The sequence below is a fragment of the Bradyrhizobium liaoningense genome (assembly GCF_018130825.1).
GTDB classification, from domain to species: domain Bacteria; phylum Pseudomonadota; class Alphaproteobacteria; order Rhizobiales; family Xanthobacteraceae; genus Bradyrhizobium; species Bradyrhizobium liaoningense_B.
The window spans coordinates 112,394-136,012 of the sequence record NZ_JAFCJS010000003.1 but is presented as its reverse complement, the minus strand read 5'-3'; the positions used below and the strand labels follow the sequence as shown (position 1 = coordinate 136,012).

The following is a 23,619-nucleotide window of genomic DNA, read 5'->3' as shown; positions in this document are numbered from 1 at the left end:
GATGCCCGACTCCGAGCCTACCCACGACAATCCCCGCAACACGCCCAACCTGCCGGCCGTGGTGACATCAGGCGAGGTGCTGCGCCCGACCGCGGAAAGCTGGTTGCTGCGCGCCATCCGCACGCTGTTCGGCTGGAAGGCGGGATCGGTGCGCGACGATCTCCAGGTCGTGCTCGACGCCACCACGCCCGACGACACCGGCTTCTCCGCCGTCGAGCGCACCATGCTGCGCAACATCCTCGGCCTGCACGAGCGCCGCATCGCCGACGTCATGGTGCATCGCGCCGACATCATCGCGGTGAAGCGCGACATCCCGCTCGGCGAATTGATGGACCGCTTCGAGAGCGCCGGCCATTCCCGCCTCGTCGTCTACAACGAGACGCTCGACGATCCCGTCGGCATCGTCCACATCCGCGATTTGCTCGCCTTCATGACCGTGCGGGCGCGCGTGTCGGAGGCCACCAAGACCAAGCGCAAGAAGCCGCTGCCGGCCGGCCTCGATTTGCGCGCGGTCGATCTGGCGATGCCGCTCGAGGATGCGCGGATCATCCGCAAGCTGCTCTACGTGCCGCCGTCGATGCGGGCGATCGACCTGCTCGCGCAGATGCAGGCCACCCGCATCCACCTCGCGCTGGTCGTCGACGAATATGGCGGCAGCGACGGACTGGTCTCGATCGAGGACATCGTCGAGCAGATCGTCGGCGAGATCGACGACGAGCACGACAGCGACGAGCCGCCCTCGATCGTGCGCCTGCCGGACAACGCCTTCATCGCCGATGCCCGCGCCAGCCTCGACGACGTCCGCACCGTGATCGGCGCCGACTTCGTCACCGGCGAGGCCGGCGAGGAGGTCGAGACGCTCGGCGGCTATCTCGTCAGCTTCGTCGGACGCCTGCCGGTGCGCGGCGAGGTGATCTCGGGCCCCGGCAATTACGAGGTCGAGGTGCTCGATGCCGATCCGCGCCGCGTCAAGCGGCTGCGGATCTCGACGCGGAAGGAACGTCCCGCGCCGCGCACCCAGCGCGAGAGCCGGCGACGCGAGGCCGCGCCGGAGAGCAGCCCGCCGCCGGCCAGTGACACGCCGACCCCGCCGCCGAGCGACGGGACCGGCCCGCAGTGAGTCCGTTGCAGCGACTTCGGCAGATCGCGCTTGCCATCATCCTCACCTGGGGATGGAAGCGCGCCGTCATCGCCATGGCCGCCGGCGCGCTGTCGGTGCTGGCGCTGGCGCCGTTCAACCTCTTCCCGGTGCTGTTCATCACCTTTCCGGTGCTGGTCTGGCTGATCGACGGCACCGGCGCCGGACGATATGGCGGCATCCCCGCCGCGGCGCTGACCGGCTACTGGTTCGGTCTCGGCTATTTCGTCCCCGGCCTCTACTGGATCGGCTACGCCTTCTTCGTCGAGGCCGACATCTTCGCCTGGCTGACGCCGTTCGCCGTGCTGGGCCTGCCGGCCTATCTCTCCATCTTCACGGCGCTCGGATTTGCGCTGGCGCGCCTGCTCTGGACCAAGAACGCCACGCGCGTGCTTGCGCTCGCGGCAAGCCTCACCATCGCCGAATGGCTGCGCGGTCATGCGCTGACCGGTTTTCCCTGGAACGCGTTCGGCTACGCGCTGTCCGAGCCGCTGCCGCTGGCGCAGACCGCCTCGCTGATCGGCCTGTGGGGCATGACCTTCCTGACGGTTGCGATCTTTGCGAGCCCCGCGGCTCTGATCGACCGCACGCCCGATCGCCGCGTGGCGTGGCGCGCACCGGCCGCAGCGATCGCACTGCTGATTGTCATGAGCATCTTCGGCGCGATCCGCCTGTCGCTCAATCCGACAACGATGGTCGCTGGCGCCAAGCTGCGCCTGATGCAACCGAACCTGCAGCAGGACGCCAAGTTCAACTACGCTGCGAAAGCGGAGGTGATGAAGAAATACCTCGCGCTGTCGGACCGCGCCTCCGGACCGCAATCGACCGGCGTGCGCGATGCCACCATCCTGATCTGGCCGGAATCCGCCTTCCCGTTCTTCCTGACCCGCGAAGCCGACGCGATGGCGCAAATCGCCGATCTGTTGCCGAAGGGCACGGTGCTGATCACGGGGTCGGTGCGCGCGCCCGACCTGCCGCGGGGAACGCCGATCACGCGCGCCTACAATTCGATCTACGTGATCGATCACGACGGCAGCGTTCTCGCGGTCTACGACAAGCTGCACCTCGTGCCGTTCGGCGAGTTTCTTCCCTATCAGGAGTTGATGGAGAAGCTCGGTTTCGAGCAGCTGACGCGTGTGCGCGGCGGCTTCATCGCCGGCAGCGTGCGGCATGCACTGCCGGTCCCCACCGCACCATCGGCACTGCCGCTGATCTGCTATGAGGCCATCTTTCCCGGTGAGGTGGCAGGACGAAACGAACGTCCCGGCTGGATCGTGAACCTCACCAATGACGGCTGGTTCGGCATCTCGACCGGTCCCTATCAGCATCTGGAGCAGGCACGCATGCGCGCGATCGAGCTCGGATTGCCGCTGGTCCGCTCCGCCAATACCGGCATCTCCGCGGTGATCGATCCGGTCGGACGAACCGTCGCCAGCCTCGGTCTCGGCATCGAAGGCATTTTGGATGCAAGCCTGCCCGCCGCGATACCGCCGACCGTCTACGCGCGGCTAGGCGATGTGCCCGCAGCCATGCTCGTCGCGCTCGGCGTGATACTCGCGGTCCGCCGACGTGTTGCCAAACGGCACCCCTGATCGCGCCGTCGTCGCCGAGGCGGCCGGAATCCTTTGACAACCGTAGTCCCACGGTTGACAGATTGCAGGCGGGTTCCTCATTCTGCACCCGCCGCGAAAGACAGTGGGCATTGCTAAATTTCTCCGCAATGTTTCCCAATAACAGGGTTTGATTTTTACGCTGCTGGCACCTGAGGCATTCCGGTCGATTGCGCTGAGGGTGGTGTTTGGAGGCTGAGGAAATGTCGAAAGCGCCCAACCCTGTTGACAAATATGTCGGCAGCCGCGTGCGCATGCGCCGCATCATGTTGGGCATGAGCCAGGAAAAGCTCGGTGAAGCTTTGGGCCTGACGTTCCAGCAGATTCAGAAATACGAGAAGGGCACGAACCGGGTCGGCGCGAGCCGCATCCAGCAGATTGCCGAGATTCTCCAGGTGCCTGTGTCGTTCCTGTTCGAGGGCGGCCCGAGCGGTGTGGCCGGCCCGGACGGCTTCGCTGAAGGTGCTTCGCCCTCCTACGTCTCCGACTTCCTCGCGACCTCCGAAGGTCTCGCCTTGACCAAGGCGTTCACCCGAATCACCGATTCGAAGATGCGCCGCTCGATCGTCGATCTCGTCGAGCAGATCGCGGCCCGCGAAGGCCCCGACAAGCGCTGAGGCGCACCAGCTCAATCCGATTTGAGGCTGCGCCAAATCTGGCCTATGTCGTCATTTGCGGCCGCGCGTTGACGCGCGCCCTCCCGGATGATGCGATTCAAAGGCATAGATGCGCCCATGACGAACTCCAACTGGTTCGATACCCAAACTATTCTCGACGGCATCCGGCGCTGGGTGGAGATCGAGACGCCGACCGAGGCGCCTGAGCAGGTCAACAAACTCGTGTCACTGGTCGCGGATCAACACCGCGATCTGCCCGTCACGCTCGAGCGCATCGCCGGCGTCGACGGCTGCGGCGATCATCTTCTGGCCCGCTCGACATGGGGACAGGAGCAGCCGGGCATCCTGGTGCTGAGCCACCTCGACACCGTGCACCCCCTCGGCTTCATCGAGCGCCTGCCGTTCAAGGTCGAGGGCGACAGCGCGTTCGGTCCCGGCATCTACGACATGAAGGGCGGCGCCTACATCGCCCATCACGCATTCGCTGCGCTCTGCGCCGACGGCAAGCGTCCGCCGCTCGGCATCACCCACATGTTCACCTCCGACGAAGAGATCGGCAGCCCCACCTCGCGCGCATTGATCGAGCAGGAAGGACGCAAGGCCAAATACGTGCTGGTGACGGAGCCGGCGCGCGACGGCGGCAAGATCGTCACCGGACGCAAGGGCGTCGGACGCTTCGAGGTGTTCATCAAGGGCGTGCCCGCGCATGCCGGCTCGCGGCCCGAAGACGGCCGCAGCGCCATCCGCGAGCTCGCCAACATCATCCATGCGCTGGAGGGAATGAACGACCTCAAGCGCGGCGTCACCGTCAATGTCGGTGTGGTGCGCGGCGGCACGCGCCCCAACGTGACGCCGGAAGAGGCCTATGCCGAAATCGACCTGCGCGTTCCGAGCTTCACCGACGCGGACGAATTCGTCGGCAAGATCCTCGGGCTGAAATCGAAGACGGAGGGCGTCACCGTCACGGTCACGGGCGAGCTCAATCGTCCGCCCTACGAGAAGGGCAATGCAGGCGCCTCGCTCTACGAGCACGCCAAGGCGCTCGCCTCGGAGATCGGCTTCGAGCTGATCGACACCTATACCGGCGGCGGCTCGGACGGCAATTTCACCGCGCCCTACACCGGCACGCTCGACGGGCTCGGCGTCGACGGCAAGGGCGCGCACACCCATTATGAGCAGCTCTATGTCTCGTCGCTCGAACCGCGCGCGCGGCTGCTCTACCGGCTGTATCAGACGCTGCGATGAGCGAGCGCAAGTCAGACCCCGATCGCGACGACAGCGAGCGCGCCTTCTTCGGGCGCCGCAAGGGCCACAAGCTCAGGCAGCACCAGGCCGGGCTGATCGATCATCTGCTGCCGCATCTTGCGCTCGACATCGAGGGCGAGAAGCCGGCCGATGCAAGCGAGATCTTCGATCCCGCGGCTGATGACCTGCGGCTCGAGATCGGCTTCGGCGGCGGCGAGCATCTCGCGGCCGAGGCGCAGGCTTTCGCCACGACCGGCTTCATCGGCTGCGAGCCTTACGTCAACGGCATGGCGAAGATCCTCGCACAGATCGAAGCTGCGAACATCGCCAACATCCGCCTGTTCGCCGGCGACGCCGCCGAGCTGCTGGCCTGGCTGCCGAAGGCTTCGCTGTCGCGGATCGACCTGATCCATCCGGATCCCTGGCCGAAGCGGCGGCACTGGAAGCGGCGCTTCGTCCAGGACAGGACGATCGCAGCGATGGCGCGCGTGCTGAAGCCGGGTGGCGAATTCCGCTTCGTCTGCGACATCGACGATTACTGCGCCTGGACGCTGTCGCATCTTGCGCGCTCGTCGGACTTCGTCTGGCTCGCGGAGCGCGCCGACGATTTCCGGCAGCCATGGCCCGGCTACACCATGACGCGCTACGGCCGGAAGGCGGCGCGCGAAGGCCGCAAGGCGGCTTATCTGCGGTTCAGGCGGGTCGGTTAGAAACTAGATCGTCTGCCGGTTGCGCCAGAAATTCACGACGCGCTCGGCCGTCGTCGGCATCAGGCGCGTGAAGTTCATGCGCGCGGCCTCGATGTCGGCATCGGCCGGTGTGCGATTGGGGCCATACCAGAGCAGGATCAGTGCGCGCACCGTAGGCCAGCCGAGATTGAGCACGCGGCCGAGGATCAGGATCGGATCGTAGCGGTCGCCCGCGATCAGACGGTCGAGGATCGAGATGCGGATGCCGGCCATCGCCGAGAGCGAGGCGATCGATTCCTCGTATTTGTGCGCCTTGGCGAAGCCAAGCAGCGCGCTCTCGCCGAGATGGCCCTCGCGATGCAAGGTGAGCACCGTGCGCTGCGCCGCGGAGAAATCGCGTCGCGGCCCGGGCGGCAGCGCGGCCTCCTCGATCGCCGCCATCGCACGCTTGATCTCGACCTGGCGCACGGGATTGACCACGGTGGAGAGACGGCGGCGGATGACGTCGAGCGTACCGTCGAGAAGCTGTTTCAGGTGCTCGCCGGAGAGATCGCTGCGCTGGCCGATCTTGAGCGTCAGCACGCCGTCCTGCGCGGAACGCTTGATCAGCTCGGAATAGCTGCCCGGTGAAAACACTGCGCCGGCATTGCCCGCGGCGCGGCGCACGACATCGCGATCGCCGCGCTCGACCAGCACGTCGGTGACGACGGCCGGCAGGACGGGGCGCTCCGTCATCGCCAGCAGATGACCCTGTCCCTTCAGCCGCGCGATCTCGACGAGAGCGGCGTCATCGAGCACGGGCGAGCGGCGCAACACGGGTCCCGCCACCATGATCTCGTTTTCGCGCGCGAGCTGGTTCACCAGATGCGGCGGCGCGTTGTCCAGGCGCGAGAAGCGCTCGGCGAGATCGACGCGCGAGGTGAGCTCCGCATGCGGGACGAGATCGATCAAGAGATCGTCGAAGAGATCGATGAGCTCGGGACCGAGCCTCGTGGGATCCTGGAAGAACAGCCCGGCGATGGCACGCGCGATCTCGCCGCGACGGCGGGGGTCGCCGCGCTTGACGATAGCGTCCAGTCCGGGAATGAGCGACGTGGCAGCGGTCATGAAACGCAAACTCGTACAGGGCACGCCGCGGGTGCGCCCTAGGTCCAAGCCGCCCCACAATCAGGGAATTTAGGCCTCGGAAATGAAGGAAGCGTTGCGCCGAAGGCCACAAACCGGGCGCAAAAAGCCTTGCAGCCCCAGCGATGGGCCTTGTCCGGGAGGGCAGAAAGGGCTATATCAGCGCCAATTCATCTTCTCATACGATCCGCGTAGTGAGAGTGGGCCCGAAAGGACCCGCTCTTTTTTATTACCTGAACGCGGGTTGGCGGAAGATCCGGCCCGACGCGCGGTCGGGAGAGTTCCAAAGCAGGCTTTGAAGTCTTAACCAAGCCTTAACCCAAGCGTTAACCAACGAGCGCCTTGACCGCTGATATGACCGAACCGAACACTGGTTCCACCGATGCCGAACTGCTGGCCGAGCCGAGGCTCGTGGTCGAGCCTGGCGTGGCGGCACGGGTGTCTGCTGTCGCGGCTCCCGTGCTCGAGGGCATGGGTTACCGCCTGGTCCGGATCCGCATCTCCGGGGAAGCCGGCTGCACCGTGCAGATCATGGCCGAACGGCCGGACGGTTCGATGCAGCTCGAGGATTGCGAGGCGATCTCGCGGGCGCTGTCGCCCGTACTTGATGTCGCCGACCCCATCGATCGCGCCTACCGGCTGGAGATCTCCTCGCCGGGAATCGACCGCCCGCTGGTGCGGCGCTCCGATTTCGAGCGTTATTCCGGCCATCTGGTGAAGGTCGAGATGGCGGTCGCGCATGAGGGACGGAAGCGGTTCCGCGGCACGCTCGGCGCCGTCGAAGGCGACCGCGTCCATCTGCATCGCGACGACGTCAAGGCGAGCGACGATGCCGACGTTCTCCTGACCATGGAGGATATCGGCGAGGCTAGGTTGGTGCTGACCGACGAGCTGATCGCCGAATCCATGCGCCGTGGCAAGGCCGAAGAGCGCCAGATGCGCAGGGATCTCGGCCTCGCGCCGCCGCAGGCGCCGCACGCGAAAATCAGCGAAAAAACCACCAAGAACACCAAGCCGAAAAAGAAGCCGGCCCCGACCAATACCAAGAAACATCGCCTTGCCGCCGAGCGCGCGCGGCGCGGCGAGTTCGAGCCTGACCAAGGAGACTAGCCATGGCAGTCAGCGCCAATCGACTTGAATTGCTTCAGATCGCCGATGCCGTTGCCCGCGAGAAATCGATCGACCGCGGCATCGTCATCGCGGCGATGGAGGACGCCATCGCCAAGGCCGCACGGGCCCGCTACGGCAGCGAGACTGACGTTCATGCCGAGATCGACCCGAAGAAGGGCGAGCTGCGGCTGTCGCGCCACATGCTGGTCGTCGACAAGGTCGAGAATCACTCCAACCAGATCTCGCTGGTCGATGCGCAGCGCGCCAATCCCGGCGCCCAGGTCGGCGACACCATCGCCGACACCCTGCCGCCGCTGGAATATGGCCGCATCGCCGCGCAGTCGGCCAAGCAGGTGATCGTGCAGAAGGTGCGCGAGGCCGAGCGCGACCGGCAGTACCAGGAATTCAAGGATCGCATCGGCGACATCGTCAACGGCGTCGTCAAGCGCGTCGAATATGGCAGCGTGATCGTCGATCTCGGCCGCGGTGAAGCCATCATCCGCCGCGACGAGATGCTGCCGCGCGAAGTGTTCCGCAACGGCGACCGCGTCCGCGCCTACATCTTCGACGTCCGCCGCGAGACGCGCGGCCCGCAGATCTTCCTCTCCCGCACCCATCCGCAGTTCATGGCGAAGCTGTTCGCGCAGGAAGTGCCTGAGATCTATGACGGCATCGTCGAGATCAAGGCGGTCGCCCGCGATCCCGGCTCGCGCGCGAAAATTGGCGTGATTTCCCGGGATTCCTCGGTGGATCCGGTCGGCGCCTGCGTCGGTATGCGCGGCTCGCGCGTGCAGGCCGTGGTGAACGAGCTGCAGGGCGAGAAGATCGACATCATTCCCTGGTCGCCCGACATCGCGACCTTCGTGGTCAACGCGCTGGCGCCGGCGGAAGTCTCCAAGGTCGTCATCGACGAAGACCGCGAGCGCATCGAGGTCGTCGTCCCCGACACCAACAACCAGCTCTCGCTGGCGATCGGCCGCCGCGGCCAGAACGTGCGTCTGGCCTCGCAGCTTACCGGCTGGGACATCGACATCCTGACCGAGCAGGAGGAATCGGAGCGCCGCCAGGCCGACTTCGAGAACTCCACCCGCGTCTTCATGGAATCGCTCAACGTCGACGAGGTGGTCGGCCAGCTGCTCGCGTCCGAAGGCTTCACCTCGGTCGAGGAGCTCGCGATGGTGGACGTCAAGGAGCTCGCCGGCATCGAGGGCTTCGACGAGGAGACCGCACAGGAACTCCAGAACCGCGCCCGCGAATATCTCGAGCAGCAGGAAGCCGAGCTCGAGGCGAGGCGCAAGGAGCTCGGTGTCGAGGACGCTCTCAAGGACGTGCCCGGCGTCACCTCGAAGATGCTGGTGAAGTTCGGCGAGAACGACATCAAGACCGTCGACGACCTCGCCGGCTGCGCCACCGACGATCTGGTCGGCTGGACCGAGCGCAAGGAAGGCGGCGAGCAGACCAAATATCCGGGTGCGCTCGACGGTATCGACATCTCCCGTGACGATGCCGAGGCGATGATCATGCAGGCCCGCGTCAAGGCCGGCTGGATCACCGAGGCCGATCTCGCCAAGCCCGCTGAAGAGGCTGAAGCGACCGAAGATCAGCCGGCTTAAGGGCTAAGGAGAATGTCGCCCGGATGCTCGCAGATACTGACCCCGAACTCGACCATGGACCGCGGACCGAAAGGTCCGCGACCATGCGGATGTGCGCGGTCAGTCGCGAAGTCCGGCCGATCGACGAGCTGATCCGTTTCGTCGTCTCGCCGCAAGGCGACATAGTTCCCGATCTCAAGCGCAAGCTGCCCGGACGCGGCATGTGGGTCACCGCCTCGCGCGAGGTGGTTGCGGAAGCCGTGCGGCGTCACCAATTTAGCAAGGCCTTCAAGCGCGAGCTGCGCGTTCCCCAGACGCTTCCCGCCGACATCGAGGCGCTCCTCGTCAGGAGCGTGACGGAAGCCCTTGGGATCGCTGCCAAGGCGGGCCAGATCGTGGCCGGCTTCGGCAAGGTCGAGAGCGCCCTGCGGGAAGGCACGGCCGAGGTCCTGATCCACGCCAGTGACGGGGCTGCGGACGGAATCCGCAAATTGGACATGCTGGCGCGTCAAAATGCCGGAAATCGCGGCGCCAAGCCGCAGATTCCCGTCATTACCGCACTGAAATCGTTAGAATTGGATTTGGCACTGACCCGGTCAAATGTGATACATGCTGCGCTGCTCGCGGGCCCGGCGAGCAGGTCATTCCTGTCACGTAGCCAGATGCTGGTCCGATACCGGATGGCGGACGATGACAAGACTGCCGAAAAGCACGGCCAGGATTTCTGAGAGATACCGACGAACCGATCTGACGGTGCGGCAACGCACAACACTGATAAATCAGGATTAGGACTGCTGAATGGTTGATACCAAGACCCCTGGCGACAAGAAGCTGAGCGTTCCGAGCAAGACGCTATCGCTCAAGCCGCGCGTCGAAACGGGTACCGTGCGCCAGAGCTTCAGCCATGGCCGCAGCAAGCAGGTCGTGGTCGAGAAGCGCGGCAAGCGCCGCATTGGTGACGGCCCCGAGCCGCACGCGCCTGAGGTTGCTGCAAAGCCGGCACCGGCCGCGCCTGCTCCGTCGCGCCCTGCTCCGCCGCCCCCGCCGCGCAATGCCGGTTCCGGCGTGGTCCTGCGCACGTTGACCGAGGACGAACGTTCCGCCCGCGCCAGCGCGCTGGCCGATGCCAAGGTGCGCGAAGTCGAAGAGCGCCGCCAGGCCGAGGAAGAGGCCCAGCGCCGCGCCGTCCGCGAGGCCGCCGAACGCGCCGAGCGCGAGGCCGCCGAGTCGCGCCGCAAGGCCGAGGAAGAGCGCCATCGTCACGAGGACGAAGCCAAGCGGAAGGCCGAGACCGAGGCCAAGAAGCGCTTTGGCGAAGGTGAGCAGCCGTCCGCTCCCCGCCCTGCGGCGGCTGCGGCCCCGGCCGCTCCCGCGCCGCGTCCCACCAGCGCGCCCGCAGCGCGTCCCGGCGCCCCCGCGACGGCACGTCCGGGAACAACGACCGCGCGCCCCGGAACGACCACGCAACGGCCGGCCGGCGGTGGCCCGCTGGGTCGCGCCCCCGCAGTCGCAGCCGGACCGGACGAGGACGATGGTCCGCGCCAGATCCGCCGCGGTCCCGGCGGCGCTGTGCGTCCTGCGGCAGCCCCCAAGACGACCCACAAGCCCGGCCCGCAGAAGGAACGCGGTCGCCTCACCGTCGTCACCGCGCTCAATGCCGACGAGGTGCGCGAGCGCTCGATCGCCTCGTTCCGCCGCCGCACCCAGCGCCTGAAGGGCCACGCCTCGAACGAGCCGAAGGAAAAGCTCATCCGCGAGGTGACGATTCCGGAAGCGATTACCATCCAGGAACTCGCCAACCGCATGGCCGAGCGCGCGGTCGACGTCATCCGCATGCTGATGAAGCAGGGCGCGATGCACAAGATCACCGACGTGATCGACGCCGACACCGCGCAGCTGATCGCCGAGGAGCTCGGTCACACCGTCAAGCGCGTTGCCGCCTCCGACGTCGAGGAAGGCCTGTTCGACCAGGTCGACGATTCCACCGACACTGAGACCCGTTCGCCTGTCGTGACCGTGATGGGCCACGTCGACCACGGCAAGACCTCGCTGCTCGATGCGCTCCGTCATGCCAACGTGGTCTCCGGCGAAGCCGGCGGCATCACCCAGCATATCGGCGCCTATCAGGTGACCTCGCCCGAAACCGGCAAGAAGATCACCTTCATCGACACGCCCGGCCACGCCGCATTCACCGCGATGCGCGCCCGCGGCGCCAAGGTCACCGACATCGTCGTGCTGGTGGTCGCGGCCGATGACGGCGTGATGCCGCAGACGGTCGAAGCCATCAATCACGCCAAGGCGGCAGGCGTGCCGATCATCGTTGCCATCAACAAGATCGACAAGCCCGATGCCAAGCCGGAGCGCGTGCGCACCGAGCTGCTCCAGCATGAGGTGCAGGTGGAATCCTTCGGCGGCGAAGTCGTCGACGTCGAAGTGTCCGCCAAGAACAAGACCAATCTCGACAAGCTGCTCGAGATGATCGCGCTCCAGGCCGAAATCCTCGACCTGAAGACCAATTCGGAGCGTCCGGCCGAAGGCACCGTGATCGAAGCCAAGCTCGATCGTGGCCGTGGTCCGGTCGCCACCGTGCTGGTCCAGCGCGGCACGCTCCGTGTCGGCGACATCATCGTCGCCGGCGCCGAGATGGGTCGCGTCCGCGCGCTGATCTCGGATCAGGGCGAGACGGTGCAGGAGGCCGGTCCCTCGGTACCGGTCGAGGTGCTCGGCTTCAACGGTCCGCCGGAAGCCGGCGATCGTCTCGCTGTGGTCGAGAACGAAGCCCGCGCCCGCCAGGTCACCAGCTACCGCGCGCACCAGAAGCGCGAGAATGCGGCTGCCTCGATCTCCGGCATGCGCGGCTCGCTCGAGCAGATGATGTCGCAGTTGAAGACGGCGGGCCGCAAGGAATTCCCGCTGATCGTCAAGGCCGACGTGCAGGGCTCGCTGGAAGCCATCCTCGGCTCGCTGGAGAAGCTCGGCACCGACGAAGTCGCCGCCCGCATCCTGCATGCCGGCGTCGGCGGCATCTCGGAATCCGACGTGACGCTGGCGGAAGGTTTCAACGCCGCGATCATCGGCTTCTCGGTTCGCGCCAACAAGGAGGCCGCTGCGGCCGCCAAGCGCAACGGCATCGAGATCCGCTACTACAACATCATCTACGACCTCGTGGACGACGTGAAGAAGGCGATGAGCGGCCTGCTCGCGCCGACCTTGCGCGAAACCATGCTGGGCAATGCCGAGATCCTTGAGATCTTCAACATCTCCAAGGTCGGCAAGGTCGCCGGCTGCCGTGTCACCGACGGCACCGTGGAACGCGGCGCCAATGTGCGCCTGATCCGCGACAACGTCGTCGTGCACGAAGGAAAGCTGTCGACGCTGAAGCGCTTCAAGGACGAGGTGAAGGAAGTCCAGGCCGGTCAGGAATGCGGCATGGCCTTCGAGAACTATCACGACATGCGTGCCGGTGACGTGATCGAGTGTTATCGCGTGGAGACGATCCAGCGCTCCCTGTAAGTCCAAATCTTACCGAAGCGTTCGGATCTTTTTGAGCTGAAATTGCAGGAGTGCGATGGCCGGATTTTTCCGGCCATCCGCGCCTCTTCGTTTCAACAGGACAAATGACAATGCCCGTGTCCCAAACGCGGGCATGACGAGGTGATTTCCAAACTATGCCCCGCCACCACCAGAAAAAAAGTTCCGCGCCCGGCGGCTCGCAGCGTCAGCTGCGTGTCGGCGAGCAGGTTCGCCATGCGATGGCCGAGATTCTGGCGCAAGGCAACGTGCATGATGCGGATCTCGAAGGCCACATCATCACCGTGCCGGAGGTACGGATGTCGCCCGATTTGAAGCTCGCAACAATCTACGTGATGCCGCTCGGTGGACGCGACACCGAGATCGTCATCGCTGCGCTCGAGCGCAACAAGAAATTCCTGCGCGGCGAAGTCGCGCGGCGCGTTAACCTGAAATTTGCACCTGACATTCGCTTCCGCGTCGACGAACGATTCGACGAGGCGGAACGGATCGAGAAGCTTTTGCGAACACCTGCGGTGCAGAAGGATCTCGAACAGGACTTGGAACAGGATCCGGATTCGGATCGGGAAGAAGAGCAATGACGATGGACCCGGCTCACGGCACGATCGACGGCAACGAGGCCGATCAGCGCGATGTGCAGAACAATAATTTTGCGGAGATGGGCGGCAATTCCCAGCCGCATCAGGAGCCGCGCCGCATCAACAACGATCCGCGCGCCAAGCAGCAGAAGGGCAACCAGCCGCGCCGCGACCGCCGCGACGTCCACGGCTGGGTCGTGCTCGACAAGCCGATCGGCATGACCTCGACGCAGGCGGTCGCCGTGCTCAAGCGCCTGTTCAACGCCAAGCGCGCAGGACACGCCGGCACGCTCGACCCGCTCGCCTCCGGCGGCCTGCCGATCGCGCTCGGAGAGGCCACCAAGACGGTTCCCTTTGTGATGGACGGCCGCAAGCGCTACCAGTTTACCGTGTGCTGGGGCGAGGAGCGCGACACCGACGACATCGAGGGCCGGGTGACCGCGACCTCCGACCAGCGCCCGACCCGGGACGCCATCCTGGCCCTGCTGCCCCGCTTCACCGGGGTGATCGAGCAGATCCCACCGCGCTATTCGGCGATCAAGGTCCAGGGCGAGCGCGCCTATGACCTCGCCCGCGACGGCGAGGTCGTGGAGCTGGCCCCCCGCCCGGTCGAGATTCATCATTTAGCCCTTGTAGATCAACCAGATAACGACCGGGCCGTGTTCGAGGCCGAGTGCGGCAAGGGCACCTATGTCCGCGCGCTCGCCCGCGATATGGGCCGGATTCTCGGCACTTACGGCCATATCTGCGCGCTCCGGCGGACCCTGGTCGGCCCATTTGGCGAAAACGACATGATTCCGCTGGATCAGTTGGAGGCTTTGTGCGATAGAGCCGCGTCCGGCGAGGGCAGCCTCGCCGACGCGCTTTTGCCCGTTGAGACCGCGCTGGACGACATCCCGGCACTGGCCGTCACTCGGGCTGATGCGGCAAGGCTCCATCGGGGCCAAGCCGTTTTGTTGCGCGGACGGGATGCGCCCACTTGTAGCGGCACAGTCTATGTCACGGTGGCAGGCCGTCTTTTGGCGCTTGCCGAAGTTGGCAATGGCGAAATCATCCCCAAGCGTGTGTTCAACCTGACCGGCCTGACTGCCAGCCCCGGTCGCAACGAGAGAAATTGACGATGTCGATTGCCGCAGAACGCAAAGCGGAAGTTATCAAGACGAATGCCACCAAGGCCGGCGACACCGGCTCGCCCGAGGTTCAGGTCGCGATCCTGTCGGAACGCATCAACAACCTCACCAACCATTTCAAGACCCACGTGAAGGACAACCATTCGCGTCGCGGTCTCTTGAAGCTGGTCTCGACCCGCCGCTCGCTCCTCGACTACCTCAAGAAGCGGGACGAGGCGCGGTACAAGGCGCTGCTCGAGAAGCACAACATTCGTCGTTAAGAGCTCTGCGCGCGCCAACGGCGCGCGTTTTCGCGCGTGGTTTCGAACGAAAGCATTTGTGTAAAGGTTTTTGATCGAGGCTGCGTGCGCGTCGGGTGCGGGCCGTTGACGGCGAGCACCCGAGGCACGAAGGGCGAAGACCGCAATTCGGTGTTCGCATTCGTGCCGACTGACAGTCCAGCAGCAATCCGGCGGCTGGGCACAACGGGCAAGGCGCCCGTATGACCCGAAAGGATGGACGCCATCCGAAATCCAAAAACCATGGCAGGATCGCAGGACGCTGATCGCCCGCTTCGATCAGCATCCCGCAATCTTGCGCATGGTTTTTGTTTTTCCGAGCCGTCCCTTCTTTCGAGAACCATGAAAGAAGACATCTATGTTCAATAAGCATTCGGTCGAGATCGACTGGGGCGGACGCCCTCTCAAGCTCGAAACCGGCAAGATCGCCCGTCAGGCCGACGGCGCCGTCATCGCCACCTACGGCGAGACCGTGGTGCTCGCCACCGTCGTCGCGGCGAAGGCGCCGCGCGAAGGCGTCGACTTCCTGCCGCTGACCGTCGACTACCAGGAGAAGACCTACGCTGCCGGCCGCATTCCCGGCGGCTATTTCAAGCGTGAGGGCCGTCCGACCGAGAAGGAGACGCTGGTCTCCCGCCTGATCGACCGTCCGATCCGTCCGCTGTTCGTCGACGGCTGGCGCAACGAGACCCAGGTGATCGCCACCGTGCTGTCGCACGACATGGAGAACGACCCCGACATCGTCGCGCTGGTGGCATCGTCGGCTGCGCTGACGCTCTCCGGCGCTCCGTTCAAGGGCCCGATCGGCGCTGCGCGCGTCGGCTTCGCCAATGACGAGTTCATCCTCAACCCGACGCTCGACGAGATGGTCGACACCCAGCTCGACCTGGTCGTCGCCGGCACCGCCGACGCCGTGCTGATGGTGGAATCGGAAGCCAAGGAGCTGAACGAAGACATCATGCTCGGCGCCGTGATGTTCGGTCACCGCCACTTCCAGCCGGTGATCAACGCGATCATCGAGCTCGCCGAGAAGGCCGCCAAGGAGCCGCGCGAAGTCACCGTGATCGACAACGCCGCGCTCGAGAAGGAGATGCTCGGCCTCGTCGAGCAGGAGCTGCGCGCCGCCTACGCCATTCCGGTCAAGCAGGATCGCTACGCTGCGGTCGGCAAGGTCAAGGAAAAGGTGATCGCCCATTACTTCCCCGAAGGGCAGGAGCCGAAATACGACAAGCTCCGCATCGCTGCCGTGTTCAAGGAGCTGGAAGCCAAGATCGTTCGCTGGAACATCCTGGACACCGGCAAGCGCATCGACGGCCGCGACAGCAAGACCGTCCGCAACATCGTCGCCGAAGTCGGCGTGCTGCCCCGCGCCCACGGCTCGGCGCTGTTCACCCGCGGCGAGACCCAGGCGATGGTCGTGACCACGCTCGGCACCGGCGAGGACGAGCAGTACATCGACGCGCTGTCGGGGACGTACAAGGAAACGTTCCTGCTGCACTACAACTTCCCGCCCTTCTCGGTCGGCGAGACCGGCCGCCTCGGCGGCACCAAGCGCCGCGAGATCGGCCACGGCAAGCTGGCCTGGCGCGCGATCCACCCGGTGCTGCCGCCGCACCACGAATTCCCCTACACCACGCGCGTGGTGTCGGAGATCACCGAGTCCAACGGCTCGTCCTCGATGGCTTCGGTCTGCGGCGCCTCGCTCGCGCTGATGGATGCCGGCGTGCCGTTGAAGCGGCCGACCGCGGGCATCGCGATGGGCCTGATCCTCGAAGACAAGCGCTTTGCGGTTCTCTCCGACATCCTCGGCGACGAGGACCATCTCGGCGACATGGACTTCAAGGTGGCCGGCACGGAAGCGGGCATCACCTCGCTCCAGATGGACATCAAGATCGAGGGCATCACCGAAGAGATCATGAAGGTGGCGCTGGCCCAGGCCAAGGACGGCCGCATCCATATCCTGGGTGAGATGTCCAAGGCGCTGACCGCAGCCCGTGCCGAGCTCGGCGAATACGCGCCGCGCATCGAGACCTTCAAGATCGCCACCGACAAGATCCGCGAAGTGATCGGCACCGGCGGCAAGGTGATCCGCGAGATCGTCGAGAAGACCGGCGCGAAGGTCAACATCGAGGACGACGGCACCGTGAAGGTCGCCTCCAGCGACGGCGAGGCCATGAAGGCCGCGATCAAGTGGATCAAGTCGATCGCGTCCGACCCCGAAGTCGGCCAGATCTATGACGGCACCGTCGTCAAGGTGATGGAATTCGGCGCCTTCGTGAACTTCTTCGGCTCCAAGGACGGTCTCGTCCACATCAGCCAGCTCGCTTCGGCACGCGTGCAGAAGACCTCCGACGTCGTCAAGGAAGGCGACAAGGTCAAGGTCAAGCTGCTCGGCTTCGACGATCGCGGCAAGACCCGCCTGTCGATGAAGGTGGTCGACCAGACCACCGGCGAAGACCTCGAGGGCAAGGACAAGGGCGGCGAGGGCGAGAAGGCCCCGCGCGAAGCGGCCGGCGAGTAGGTCTCGCTACAGTCCAGAAAAACGAAGGGCGGCCGAAGGGCCGCCCTTTTTATTTGTGTTTGACGTATCGCCTCTCCGCAGTCCGTAGCCCGCATGAAGCGAAGCGGAATGCGGGACCGGCGTCCCGGATTGCGCTCCGCTCCATCCGGGCTACGGGAAGTCACCTCTCCCGCAAGCGGGAGAGGGAGCTGCAGCTCACGCCGCGATGTCGTAGCGGTCGAGGTTCATCACCTTGGTCCAGGCCTTGGCGAAGTCCTTGACGAACTTCTCCTTGGCGTCCGAGGTCGCATAGACCTCGGCGAAGGCGCGGAGCTGCGAGTGCGCGCCGAAGATGAGATCGGCGCGGGTGCCGGTCCACTTCACCGCGTTGGTCTTGCGGTCGCGAGCCTCGTAGCTGCCGTCGGCTACCGGCGTCCACTGCGCGCTCATGTCGAGCAGGTTGACGAAGAAGTCGTTGCTCAGCGTTCCCACCTTCGCGGTGAGCACGCCGTGCTTCGAGCCGTTCGCATTGGCACCGAGCACACGCAGGCCGCCGACCAGCGCGGTCAGTTCAGGCCCGGTGAGCTTGAGCAGCTGCGCGCGATCGACGAGGGCTTCTTCCTGCTGCAGGAACTGATGCTTCTTGCCGATGTAGTTGCGGAAGCCATCGGCCCGCGGCTCTAGCGGCGCGAAGGACTCCGCGTCGGTCTGCTCCTGCGAGGCGTCCATGCGGCCCGGCGTGAAGCCGACCTTGACGTCGACGCCGGCATCCTTGGCGGCCTTCTCGACCGCGGCGGTGCCGCCGAGCACGATCAGGTCCGCGAGCGACACCTTCTTCGCACCGGTGCTGAACTCCTTCTGGATCGTTTCGAGCTTGCCGAGCACCTTGGAAAGCTGGGCCGGCTGGTTCACCTCCCAATCCTTCTGCGGAGCAAGGCGGATGCGCGCGCCATTGGCGCCGCCGCGCTTGTCCGAACCGCGGAACGTCGAGGCCGACGCCCAGGCGGTCGAGACCAGCTCGGAGACCGAGAGGCCCGAGGCCAGGATGTTCGACTTCAGCGAAGCGATGTCCTGGTCGCTGGCCAGCTCGTGGTTCAAGGCCGGAATCCGATCCTGCCAGATCAGCGCTTCCTTCGGCACCAGCGGGCCGAGATAGCGCTGGATCGGGCCCATGTCGCGATGGGTCAGCTTGAACCAGGCGCGGGCAAAGGCGTCCGCGAACTGAGCCGGATTCTCGAGGAAGCGGCGCGAGATCTTCTCGTAGGCCGGATCCATGCGCAGCGACAGGTCGGTCGTCAGCATGGTCGGCCGGTGCTTCTTCGACTTGTCGAAGGCATCGGGAATGATCGCGTCGGCGCCCTTGGCCGTCCACTGGTTCGCGCCGCCCGGGCTCTTCGTCAGCTCCCATTCGTACTTGAACAGGTTCTCGAAGAAGTTGTTGCTCCACTTCGTCGGCGTCGTCGTCCAGGTCACCTCGAGACCGCTGGTGATGGAATCACCCGCGAGGCCCGACGCGTGCTTGCTCTTCCAGCCGAGGCCCTGATCTTCCAGCGCGCCTGCTTCCGGCTCCGGTCCGACCAGCGAGGGATCACCCGCGCCATGGGTCTTGCCGAAGGTGTGGCCGCCGGCGATCAGCGCGACGGTCTCTTCGTCGTTCATCGCCATGCGGGCGAACGTCTCGCGGATGTCCTTGGCCGCGGCGACCGGATCCGGCTTGCCGTTCGGGCCTTCCGGGTTGACGTAGATGAGGCCCATCTGCACGGCGCCGAGCGGTTCGGCGAGCTGACGTTCGCCGCTGTAGCGCTCATCGCCGAGCCAGGTGCCTTCCGGACCCCAATAGAGCTCCTCCGGCTCCCACACATCGGCGCGGCCACCGGCGAAACCGAAGGTCTTGAAGCCCATCGATTCCAGCGCGACGTTGCCGGCGAGCACCATCAGATCGGCCCAGGAGATCTTGCGGCCGTATTTCTGCTTGATCGGCCAGAGCAGACGGCGCGCCTTGTCGAGGTTGGCGTTGTCGGGCCAGCTGTTGAGCGGCGCAAAGCGCTGCTGACCGGCACCGGCGCCGCCGCGGCCGTCGGTGATGCGGTAGGTACCCGCGCTATGCCAGGCCATGCGGATCATCAGGCCGCCATAGTGACCGAAGTCGGCCGGCCACCACTCCTGCGAATCCGTCATCAGGGCGGTGAGGTCCTTGACGACTGCGTTCAGGTCGAGCGACTTGAATTCCTTGGCATAATCGAACTCCTTGCCCATCGGATCGGACAGGTCGGAATTCTTGTGCAGCATCTCGATGCTGAGCTGGGTGGGCCACCAGTCGCGGTTCACGCGCGTGGGTTTTCCGCCCGAAAACGGGCACTTCGAAGTGTCGTCCATGATTACCTCCTCTGGTGGCGTCCGACGGCGCCTTTGACCAGGTAGAACCACTCTAAGCGCCGCCTCCTATCAGGTGAAGTTGACTTTAATGATCGCTGCGATAGGATTTTCTTATGATAAATCTGACGCTGCGCCAGCTCCGGTATTTCGATGCGCTGGCGCGCCATGGCCATTTCGGGCGTGCGGCCGAGTCCTGCTCGATCTCACAGCCGGCCCTGTCGATGCAGATCAAGGAACTGGAGGAGACGCTCGGCGGCCTGCTGCTGGAGCGCAGCGCGCGGCAGGTCGCGCTGACCCGGTTCGGCGAGGAACTCGCCCAGCGGGTTCGCGATATCCTGCGCTCGGTCGACGAGCTCGGCGATTTCGCCCGGGCCTCGCAGGACCGCTTCGCCGGCCGGCTTCGCATCGGCATGATCCCGACCATCGCGCCATACCTGCTGCCCACGATCACCAAGAACCTCACGCGCATGCACCCGGAGCTCGACATCCGCGTGCGCGAGACGATGACGCCGCGGCTGATCCAGGAGCTGGTGGAGGGACGGCTCGACACCGCCATCGTCGCGCTGCCGGTGTCGGAGCCCTCGCTCACCGAGGTCGCCCTGTTCGAGGAGAAATTCCTGCTGGTGCGGCCGGGCGCTGATGAAGGGACGCCGGCGCCCTCGCGCGAGATGATGCGGGAGATGCGGCTGCTGCTGCTCGAGGAGGGCCACTGCTTCCGCGACCAGGCGCTGTCGTTCTGCAACATGCAGTCGGCGCCGCCGCGCGAGATGCTGGACGCGAATTCGCTGTCGACCCTGGTGCAGATGGTCAGCGCCGGCATCGGCGTGACCTTGATCCCGGAAATGGCGGTGCCGGTGGAGACGCGATCGGCTTCGGTCTCGCTGACGCGCTTTCGCGATCCCGAGCCCTCACGCACCATCGGCATGGTCTGGCGCAAGACCAGCCCGTTGGCGCGGCAGCTGCTGCAGATCTCCGAAGTGGTGTGCCTGTCGGCCGGCAAGGTACGCGCACGGCAATCCGTGCGCAGCCAAAGGGCTTGAGCTCGGATGTCGCAACCCGTCATCCGCCCTGCCCGCGCGGACGAATACGACGAGATCGGTCGCGTCTGGATGGAGAGCTGGGTCTCGACCGGGCTTGGCGAGGCCAGCGAATTCCTGCTGGCAAATTTGCGCGCGCGCATCCGGCGCGAGATGGAGAACGGCTGGAGCCTGTTCGTCGCCGACGATAACGGCACGATCGGCGCGATGCTCGCGCTGCACCTGCCAAAGCTCTATCTCGATATGCTGTTCGTCGCGCCTGCCTATCAGGGCCAATCGGTCGGGCGGCAATTGCTCGCCTTCACGCGAACGCAAATGCCGGACGAGATGCATCTTCGTTGCGTGCGCGAAAACGAAAAGGCCTGGCGCTGGTACGAGCGCGAAGGTTTTGTGTTCGAGAAGGAAGAGATCGAACCGTCGAACGGGTTCGTGATGAAATACTACCGGTGGAAGCGGCAACGGCCCAGCGAATAGACAGCGATCTCCGGCTGCAGCTTGCGGTTGTTGCGGTCGCACCCTAGTGTGACGCGTCCGACATTCTCCTGCTGTGGTCTCCTGGAATCCATGTTTCGAATTGCTGCCTCGCTGATCGCGCTCCTGCCCATTTTGACTCCGGCAGCCGCGCAAACTCCTCCCGCACCCACCGCGCCTCCCGCTCAAGCTGCAACGCCGGCAAAGCCGGCGGCCAAGAAAGCGACGGCGAAGCCAAAAGCGACAGCCAAGCCGGCGGAGCCCGCGACGGCCGGTCCTTGTGGCGTCGGCGTGATTGCGGGGACGGGGGACATCTTCGTCGTCCAGAAGATCGGCCTGACCGTGTTCGGCAACGACTATGCAGAAGTCCCGGTATCCTGGGGCCTTGACGATCTCGTCTTTGCGCGGGCGCGGGCAGCCGCAGGCAGCACGCCGGTGCGACGCATCACTTACGCCAAAGGCGCGCTCGATTCCTACTATCACCCCAAATCCGGCCTGTTCCGCAATCGAGGCGAAGAGCTGTCGAACTTGATCCGACAGGTCGCGGGGAATGCCGGTTGCGAGCGCTATCTCGTCATCATGCGCAGCGAAGGACAGCTAGACGGAACCAACCAGTCGCTCAGCGGCGTCGGCATCTTCAGCAGGGGCGTCGGTCTCATCTCCTACGCGTATGTCTTCGCCTATATCGGCGTGACATGGGTCGACGGCCGCACCTTCGAAATCATGAAGGGCCCGGCCGTAACGTTCGAAGGTGTCATGAAGCATATGGCGGACAACTTCGTCTCGAACGAGCTCTTGCAGAAAGTGGACAAGTCGATGTTTCCGGAGACGGCCACGGACTCCGCCAACAACACCACCCTGCGCGACACCACGCGCGACTTTCTGACCCAGCGGCTGGACAAGATCTTGCCGCCGTATTTCGCGCCGTGACGATGCTGAAGGGAAGCCAGGCTCGTAAGAAGGCGATGATCAAGGCGATGCAGGCCGTCGCAATGATCGTCGCGGCTCATCTGCTCTCGACGGCGGGGGCTGAGGCCCAGGCAGCGCCAAAGACGAGCACGGCCAAAGGCAAGGTAACCACGCGAAGCGAAGCGACAGGCAAGCCGGCTCCCGTGGTCGGCGGCTCGTGCGACTTCGGTGTCGTGGTCACCACCGGCGATGAGTTCACCGTGCTGACGACCGGCCTCACCGTATTCCAGAACAAGAAGATGGTGATCCCGATCCCGGGCTGGGGGCTCAACGATCTGATCTTCGCGCGGACTCGCGCCGCGGTCCCTGCCGGCGTGTCCGTTCTGAGAATCCCCTACAACCCGGCGAAATTTCCTCCCCGCGATGAGTCCAAGGACACATTGAAGGACAGGTTGTTCCGCGATCTCAACGCGGAGCTGGCCGGATACATGCGCGAGGTCGTGAAAGGAACGAATTGCCGGCACTACATCCAGATCCTCAATTCAATCAGCCCTATCGGGACATCGAACTATACGGTCCGCGGTTTCGGCATCCTCAACCAGGATGTAGTGCTAGGGCGTCGCATCTATCTTTATGCCCTGGCGTTTATCCGCATCTTTGACGGGCGCGACTTCTCCGTTGTCAGACAGAGCTCTGCGCTGATCAACGTGCATCATTCCCTGGTGGTGCAGAGGCTTCTGGGCAGGCAAATCGGCGGCCCCTATCGCGAATTACCCGCAGAATCGTTTCCAGCGCGCCCTGAAGATGCCGCCGACAATCCCGCACTGCGCGACGGCGTGCGCGCCCTGCTGACCGAAAGCCTCGACAAGACGCTGCCGCTTTTGCTCGGTGTTCGATCAGCAGCGAGTCAAAGCGACGCCGGAGAACGTTGACCCACATGTCGTTCACGCCGCTTGCCTTCTGCCTAGGCGTAGTGCGTTGCGGATGCGCGGCAAACGCGGCATGAATTGCGCGCTGTTGACCTTCCTCCGATGAAAGGTTCCCGCCATGATCAAGCTCTATTGGTCGCCCCGCTCGCGCTCGTTCACGACGCTCTGGCTGATGGAAGAGAGCGGCCTGCCCTACGAGCGCGTGCTGACCGACATCTCGACCGGGGCGCAGAAGGCACCGGACTATCTGAAGATCAATCCGATGGGCAAGGTGCCGGCGCTCAACGACGGCGATGCCGCGCTCGGCGAAGCCGCGGCAATCTGCGCCTACATCGCCGACCGCTATCCCGAGACCAAGCTCGCGCCCGCGGTGACCGATCCGCGCCGCGCGCGCTATCTGCAATGGCTGTTCTTCTCGCCCGGCTGCATCGAGCCCGCCATCATCCAGATCTTCACCAAGATCGAGATCCCGACCTCGACCGCGGCCTGGGGCAGCGCGACGCAGGTGTTCGACGTGCTGGAAGCCGCGCTCGCCAAGGGCCCGTGGATTCTCGGTGAGGATTTTTCCGCCGCCGACGTCACGGTCGGTGCGGGGCTGAATTTTGCGGTGCGCCTGTTCAAGATGGTGCCGTCGCGGCCGGCGTTCGATGCCTATCTGGCGCGCTGCATGGCGCGGCCGGCGTTCCAGCGCGCGGAGAAGATCGCGGCCGGCTAAAGCGTTTTCAAGCGAAGTGGGCCCCGGTTCGCGTCAAGA

The 23,619-nt window shown here is 65.1% G+C and carries 20 protein-coding genes; 18 read left to right on the top strand and 2 right to left on the bottom strand.

Translation table 11 applies throughout. The features are described from left to right. Position 1 precedes the first annotated feature (1 nt). From JQ603_RS14150 to trmB, 5 genes are all read left to right on the top strand, one after another. Positions 2 to 1,120, top strand: a complete 1,119-nt coding sequence (locus JQ603_RS14150) for a hemolysin family protein (RefSeq protein ID WP_245003623.1) — start codon at positions 2 to 4, stop codon at positions 1,118 to 1,120. Continuing rightward, positions 1,117 to 2,730, top strand: a complete 1,614-nt coding sequence (gene lnt / locus JQ603_RS14145; protein ID WP_212340213.1) for an apolipoprotein N-acyltransferase — start codon at positions 1,117 to 1,119, stop codon at positions 2,728 to 2,730. Before JQ603_RS14150 ends, lnt begins: the two co-directional genes overlap by 4 nt. A gap of 221 nt (positions 2,731 to 2,951) precedes the next feature. Further along, positions 2,952 to 3,365: a helix-turn-helix domain-containing protein gene (locus JQ603_RS14140; RefSeq protein ID WP_008131807.1), complete on the top strand. Its 414-nt coding sequence runs from the start codon at positions 2,952 to 2,954 to the stop codon at positions 3,363 to 3,365. An 87-nt stretch (positions 3,366 to 3,452) separates the two neighbouring features. Continuing rightward, on the top strand, positions 3,453 to 4,610 hold the full coding sequence (locus JQ603_RS14135) for a M20 family metallopeptidase (protein ID WP_212340211.1): 1,158 nt from the start codon (positions 3,453 to 3,455) through the stop codon (positions 4,608 to 4,610). Continuing rightward, a complete protein-coding gene (gene trmB, locus JQ603_RS14130; protein ID WP_212340206.1) occupies positions 4,607 to 5,320 on the top strand; it encodes a tRNA (guanosine(46)-N7)-methyltransferase TrmB in 714 nt (237 codons plus the stop codon). Before JQ603_RS14135 ends, trmB begins: the two co-directional genes overlap by 4 nt. Before the next feature lie 3 nt (positions 5,321 to 5,323). Here trmB and JQ603_RS14125 read toward each other — a convergent pair whose 3' ends face one another. Beyond that, positions 5,324 to 6,406, bottom strand: coding sequence for a DUF2336 domain-containing protein (locus JQ603_RS14125; RefSeq protein ID WP_212340205.1), 1,083 nt, complete (start codon positions 6,404 to 6,406; stop codon positions 5,324 to 5,326). Between the two features lie 372 nt (positions 6,407 to 6,778). Between JQ603_RS14125 and rimP the strand changes: the two genes are divergently transcribed. From rimP to pnp, 8 genes are all read left to right on the top strand, one after another. After that, the gene (gene rimP / locus JQ603_RS14120) at positions 6,779 to 7,534 is read left to right on the top strand and encodes a ribosome maturation factor RimP (RefSeq protein ID WP_212340204.1); all 756 of its coding nucleotides are present in this window, start codon (positions 6,779 to 6,781) and stop codon (positions 7,532 to 7,534) included. A 2-nt stretch (positions 7,535 to 7,536) separates the two neighbouring features. Next, on the top strand, positions 7,537 to 9,147 hold the full coding sequence (nusA, locus tag JQ603_RS14115; protein ID WP_080133769.1) for a transcription termination factor NusA: 1,611 nt from the start codon (positions 7,537 to 7,539) through the stop codon (positions 9,145 to 9,147). A 23-nt stretch (positions 9,148 to 9,170) separates the two neighbouring features. Then, positions 9,171 to 9,854, top strand: a complete 684-nt coding sequence (locus JQ603_RS14110) for an RNA-binding protein (protein WP_212340203.1) — start codon at positions 9,171 to 9,173, stop codon at positions 9,852 to 9,854. Between the two features lie 70 nt (positions 9,855 to 9,924). After that, entirely contained in the window at positions 9,925 to 12,639 is a 2,715-nt protein-coding gene (gene infB / locus JQ603_RS14105) for a translation initiation factor IF-2 (protein WP_212340202.1), read from the top strand. A 155-nt stretch (positions 12,640 to 12,794) separates the two neighbouring features. Further along, the gene (rbfA, locus tag JQ603_RS14100; protein ID WP_212340200.1) at positions 12,795 to 13,238 is read left to right on the top strand and encodes a 30S ribosome-binding factor RbfA; all 444 of its coding nucleotides are present in this window, start codon (positions 12,795 to 12,797) and stop codon (positions 13,236 to 13,238) included. After that, positions 13,235 to 14,353, top strand: a complete 1,119-nt coding sequence (gene truB / locus JQ603_RS14095) for a tRNA pseudouridine(55) synthase TruB (protein WP_212340197.1) — start codon at positions 13,235 to 13,237, stop codon at positions 14,351 to 14,353. Before rbfA ends, truB begins: the two co-directional genes overlap by 4 nt. 2 nt (positions 14,354 to 14,355) lie before the next feature. After that, positions 14,356 to 14,625: a 30S ribosomal protein S15 gene (gene rpsO / locus JQ603_RS14090; RefSeq protein ID WP_018644188.1), complete on the top strand. Its 270-nt coding sequence runs from the start codon at positions 14,356 to 14,358 to the stop codon at positions 14,623 to 14,625. Between the two features lie 376 nt (positions 14,626 to 15,001). Next, positions 15,002 to 17,164 (top strand): polyribonucleotide nucleotidyltransferase, encoded by a 2,163-nt coding sequence (gene pnp / locus JQ603_RS14085; protein WP_212340196.1) that lies wholly within the window; start codon positions 15,002 to 15,004, stop codon positions 17,162 to 17,164. 195 nt (positions 17,165 to 17,359) lie between these two features. Here the strand turns inward: pnp and katG are convergent, their stop codons facing one another. After that, positions 17,360 to 19,519: a catalase/peroxidase HPI gene (katG, locus tag JQ603_RS14080; RefSeq protein WP_212340194.1), complete on the bottom strand. Its 2,160-nt coding sequence runs from the start codon at positions 19,517 to 19,519 to the stop codon at positions 17,360 to 17,362. A gap of 113 nt (positions 19,520 to 19,632) precedes the next feature. Here katG and JQ603_RS14075 point away from each other — a divergent pair, with 113 nt between their 5' ends. The 5 genes from JQ603_RS14075 (at position 19,633) to JQ603_RS14055 (ending at position 23,580) form a co-directional block, all read left to right on the top strand. Then, complete coding sequence (locus JQ603_RS14075) at positions 19,633 to 20,559, top strand: hydrogen peroxide-inducible genes activator (protein WP_212340185.1); 927 nt, start codon at positions 19,633 to 19,635, stop codon at positions 20,557 to 20,559. Between the two features lie 6 nt (positions 20,560 to 20,565). After that, on the top strand, positions 20,566 to 21,030 hold the full coding sequence (locus JQ603_RS14070) for a GNAT family N-acetyltransferase (RefSeq protein ID WP_212340183.1): 465 nt from the start codon (positions 20,566 to 20,568) through the stop codon (positions 21,028 to 21,030). A 90-nt stretch (positions 21,031 to 21,120) separates the two neighbouring features. Further along, positions 21,121 to 21,957, top strand: a complete 837-nt coding sequence (locus tag JQ603_RS14065) for a hypothetical protein (RefSeq protein ID WP_212340181.1) — start codon at positions 21,121 to 21,123, stop codon at positions 21,955 to 21,957. Positions 21,958 to 21,959: 2 nt separating this feature from the next. After that, on the top strand, positions 21,960 to 22,868 hold the full coding sequence (locus JQ603_RS14060; protein ID WP_245003661.1) for a hypothetical protein: 909 nt from the start codon (positions 21,960 to 21,962) through the stop codon (positions 22,866 to 22,868). A gap of 115 nt (positions 22,869 to 22,983) precedes the next feature. Continuing rightward, positions 22,984 to 23,580 carry a glutathione S-transferase family protein gene (locus tag JQ603_RS14055; RefSeq protein WP_212340179.1) on the top strand — a complete coding sequence of 199 codons (597 nt, stop codon included), beginning with the start codon at positions 22,984 to 22,986 and terminating at the stop codon, positions 23,578 to 23,580. The last annotated feature ends 39 nt before the right edge of the window (positions 23,581 to 23,619 follow it).

What these genes read in the sequence shown, in the direction of transcription:
- JQ603_RS14055 (WP_212340179.1), top strand. Translation starts at nt 22,984, where the DNA reads ATGATCAAGCTCTATTGGTCGCCCCGCTCGCGCTCGTTCACGACGCTC.
- JQ603_RS14110 (WP_212340203.1), top strand. Translation starts at nt 9,171, where the DNA reads ATGCTCGCAGATACTGACCCCGAACTCGACCATGGACCGCGGACCGAA.
- JQ603_RS14065 (WP_212340181.1), top strand. Translation starts at nt 21,121, where the DNA reads ATGTTTCGAATTGCTGCCTCGCTGATCGCGCTCCTGCCCATTTTGACT.
- truB (WP_212340197.1), top strand. Translation starts at nt 13,235, where the DNA reads ATGACGATGGACCCGGCTCACGGCACGATCGACGGCAACGAGGCCGAT.
- trmB (WP_212340206.1), top strand. Translation starts at nt 4,607, where the DNA reads ATGAGCGAGCGCAAGTCAGACCCCGATCGCGACGACAGCGAGCGCGCC.
- rimP (WP_212340204.1), top strand. Translation starts at nt 6,779, where the DNA reads ATGACCGAACCGAACACTGGTTCCACCGATGCCGAACTGCTGGCCGAG.
- rbfA (WP_212340200.1), top strand. Translation starts at nt 12,795, where the DNA reads ATGCCCCGCCACCACCAGAAAAAAAGTTCCGCGCCCGGCGGCTCGCAG.
- JQ603_RS14125 (WP_212340205.1), bottom strand. Translation starts at nt 6,406, where the DNA reads ATGACCGCTGCCACGTCGCTCATTCCCGGACTGGACGCTATCGTCAAG.
- JQ603_RS14140 (WP_008131807.1), top strand. Translation starts at nt 2,952, where the DNA reads ATGTCGAAAGCGCCCAACCCTGTTGACAAATATGTCGGCAGCCGCGTG.
- nusA (WP_080133769.1), top strand. Translation starts at nt 7,537, where the DNA reads ATGGCAGTCAGCGCCAATCGACTTGAATTGCTTCAGATCGCCGATGCC.
- infB (WP_212340202.1), top strand. Translation starts at nt 9,925, where the DNA reads ATGGTTGATACCAAGACCCCTGGCGACAAGAAGCTGAGCGTTCCGAGC.
- katG (WP_212340194.1), bottom strand. Translation starts at nt 19,519, where the DNA reads ATGGACGACACTTCGAAGTGCCCGTTTTCGGGCGGAAAACCCACGCGC.
- JQ603_RS14060 (WP_245003661.1), top strand. Translation starts at nt 21,960, where the DNA reads ATGCTGAAGGGAAGCCAGGCTCGTAAGAAGGCGATGATCAAGGCGATG.
- JQ603_RS14150 (WP_245003623.1), top strand. Translation starts at nt 2, where the DNA reads ATGCCCGACTCCGAGCCTACCCACGACAATCCCCGCAACACGCCCAAC.
- JQ603_RS14070 (WP_212340183.1), top strand. Translation starts at nt 20,566, where the DNA reads ATGTCGCAACCCGTCATCCGCCCTGCCCGCGCGGACGAATACGACGAG.
- JQ603_RS14135 (WP_212340211.1), top strand. Translation starts at nt 3,453, where the DNA reads ATGATGCGATTCAAAGGCATAGATGCGCCCATGACGAACTCCAACTGG.
- JQ603_RS14075 (WP_212340185.1), top strand. Translation starts at nt 19,633, where the DNA reads ATGATAAATCTGACGCTGCGCCAGCTCCGGTATTTCGATGCGCTGGCG.
- pnp (WP_212340196.1), top strand. Translation starts at nt 15,002, where the DNA reads ATGTTCAATAAGCATTCGGTCGAGATCGACTGGGGCGGACGCCCTCTC.
- rpsO (WP_018644188.1), top strand. Translation starts at nt 14,356, where the DNA reads ATGTCGATTGCCGCAGAACGCAAAGCGGAAGTTATCAAGACGAATGCC.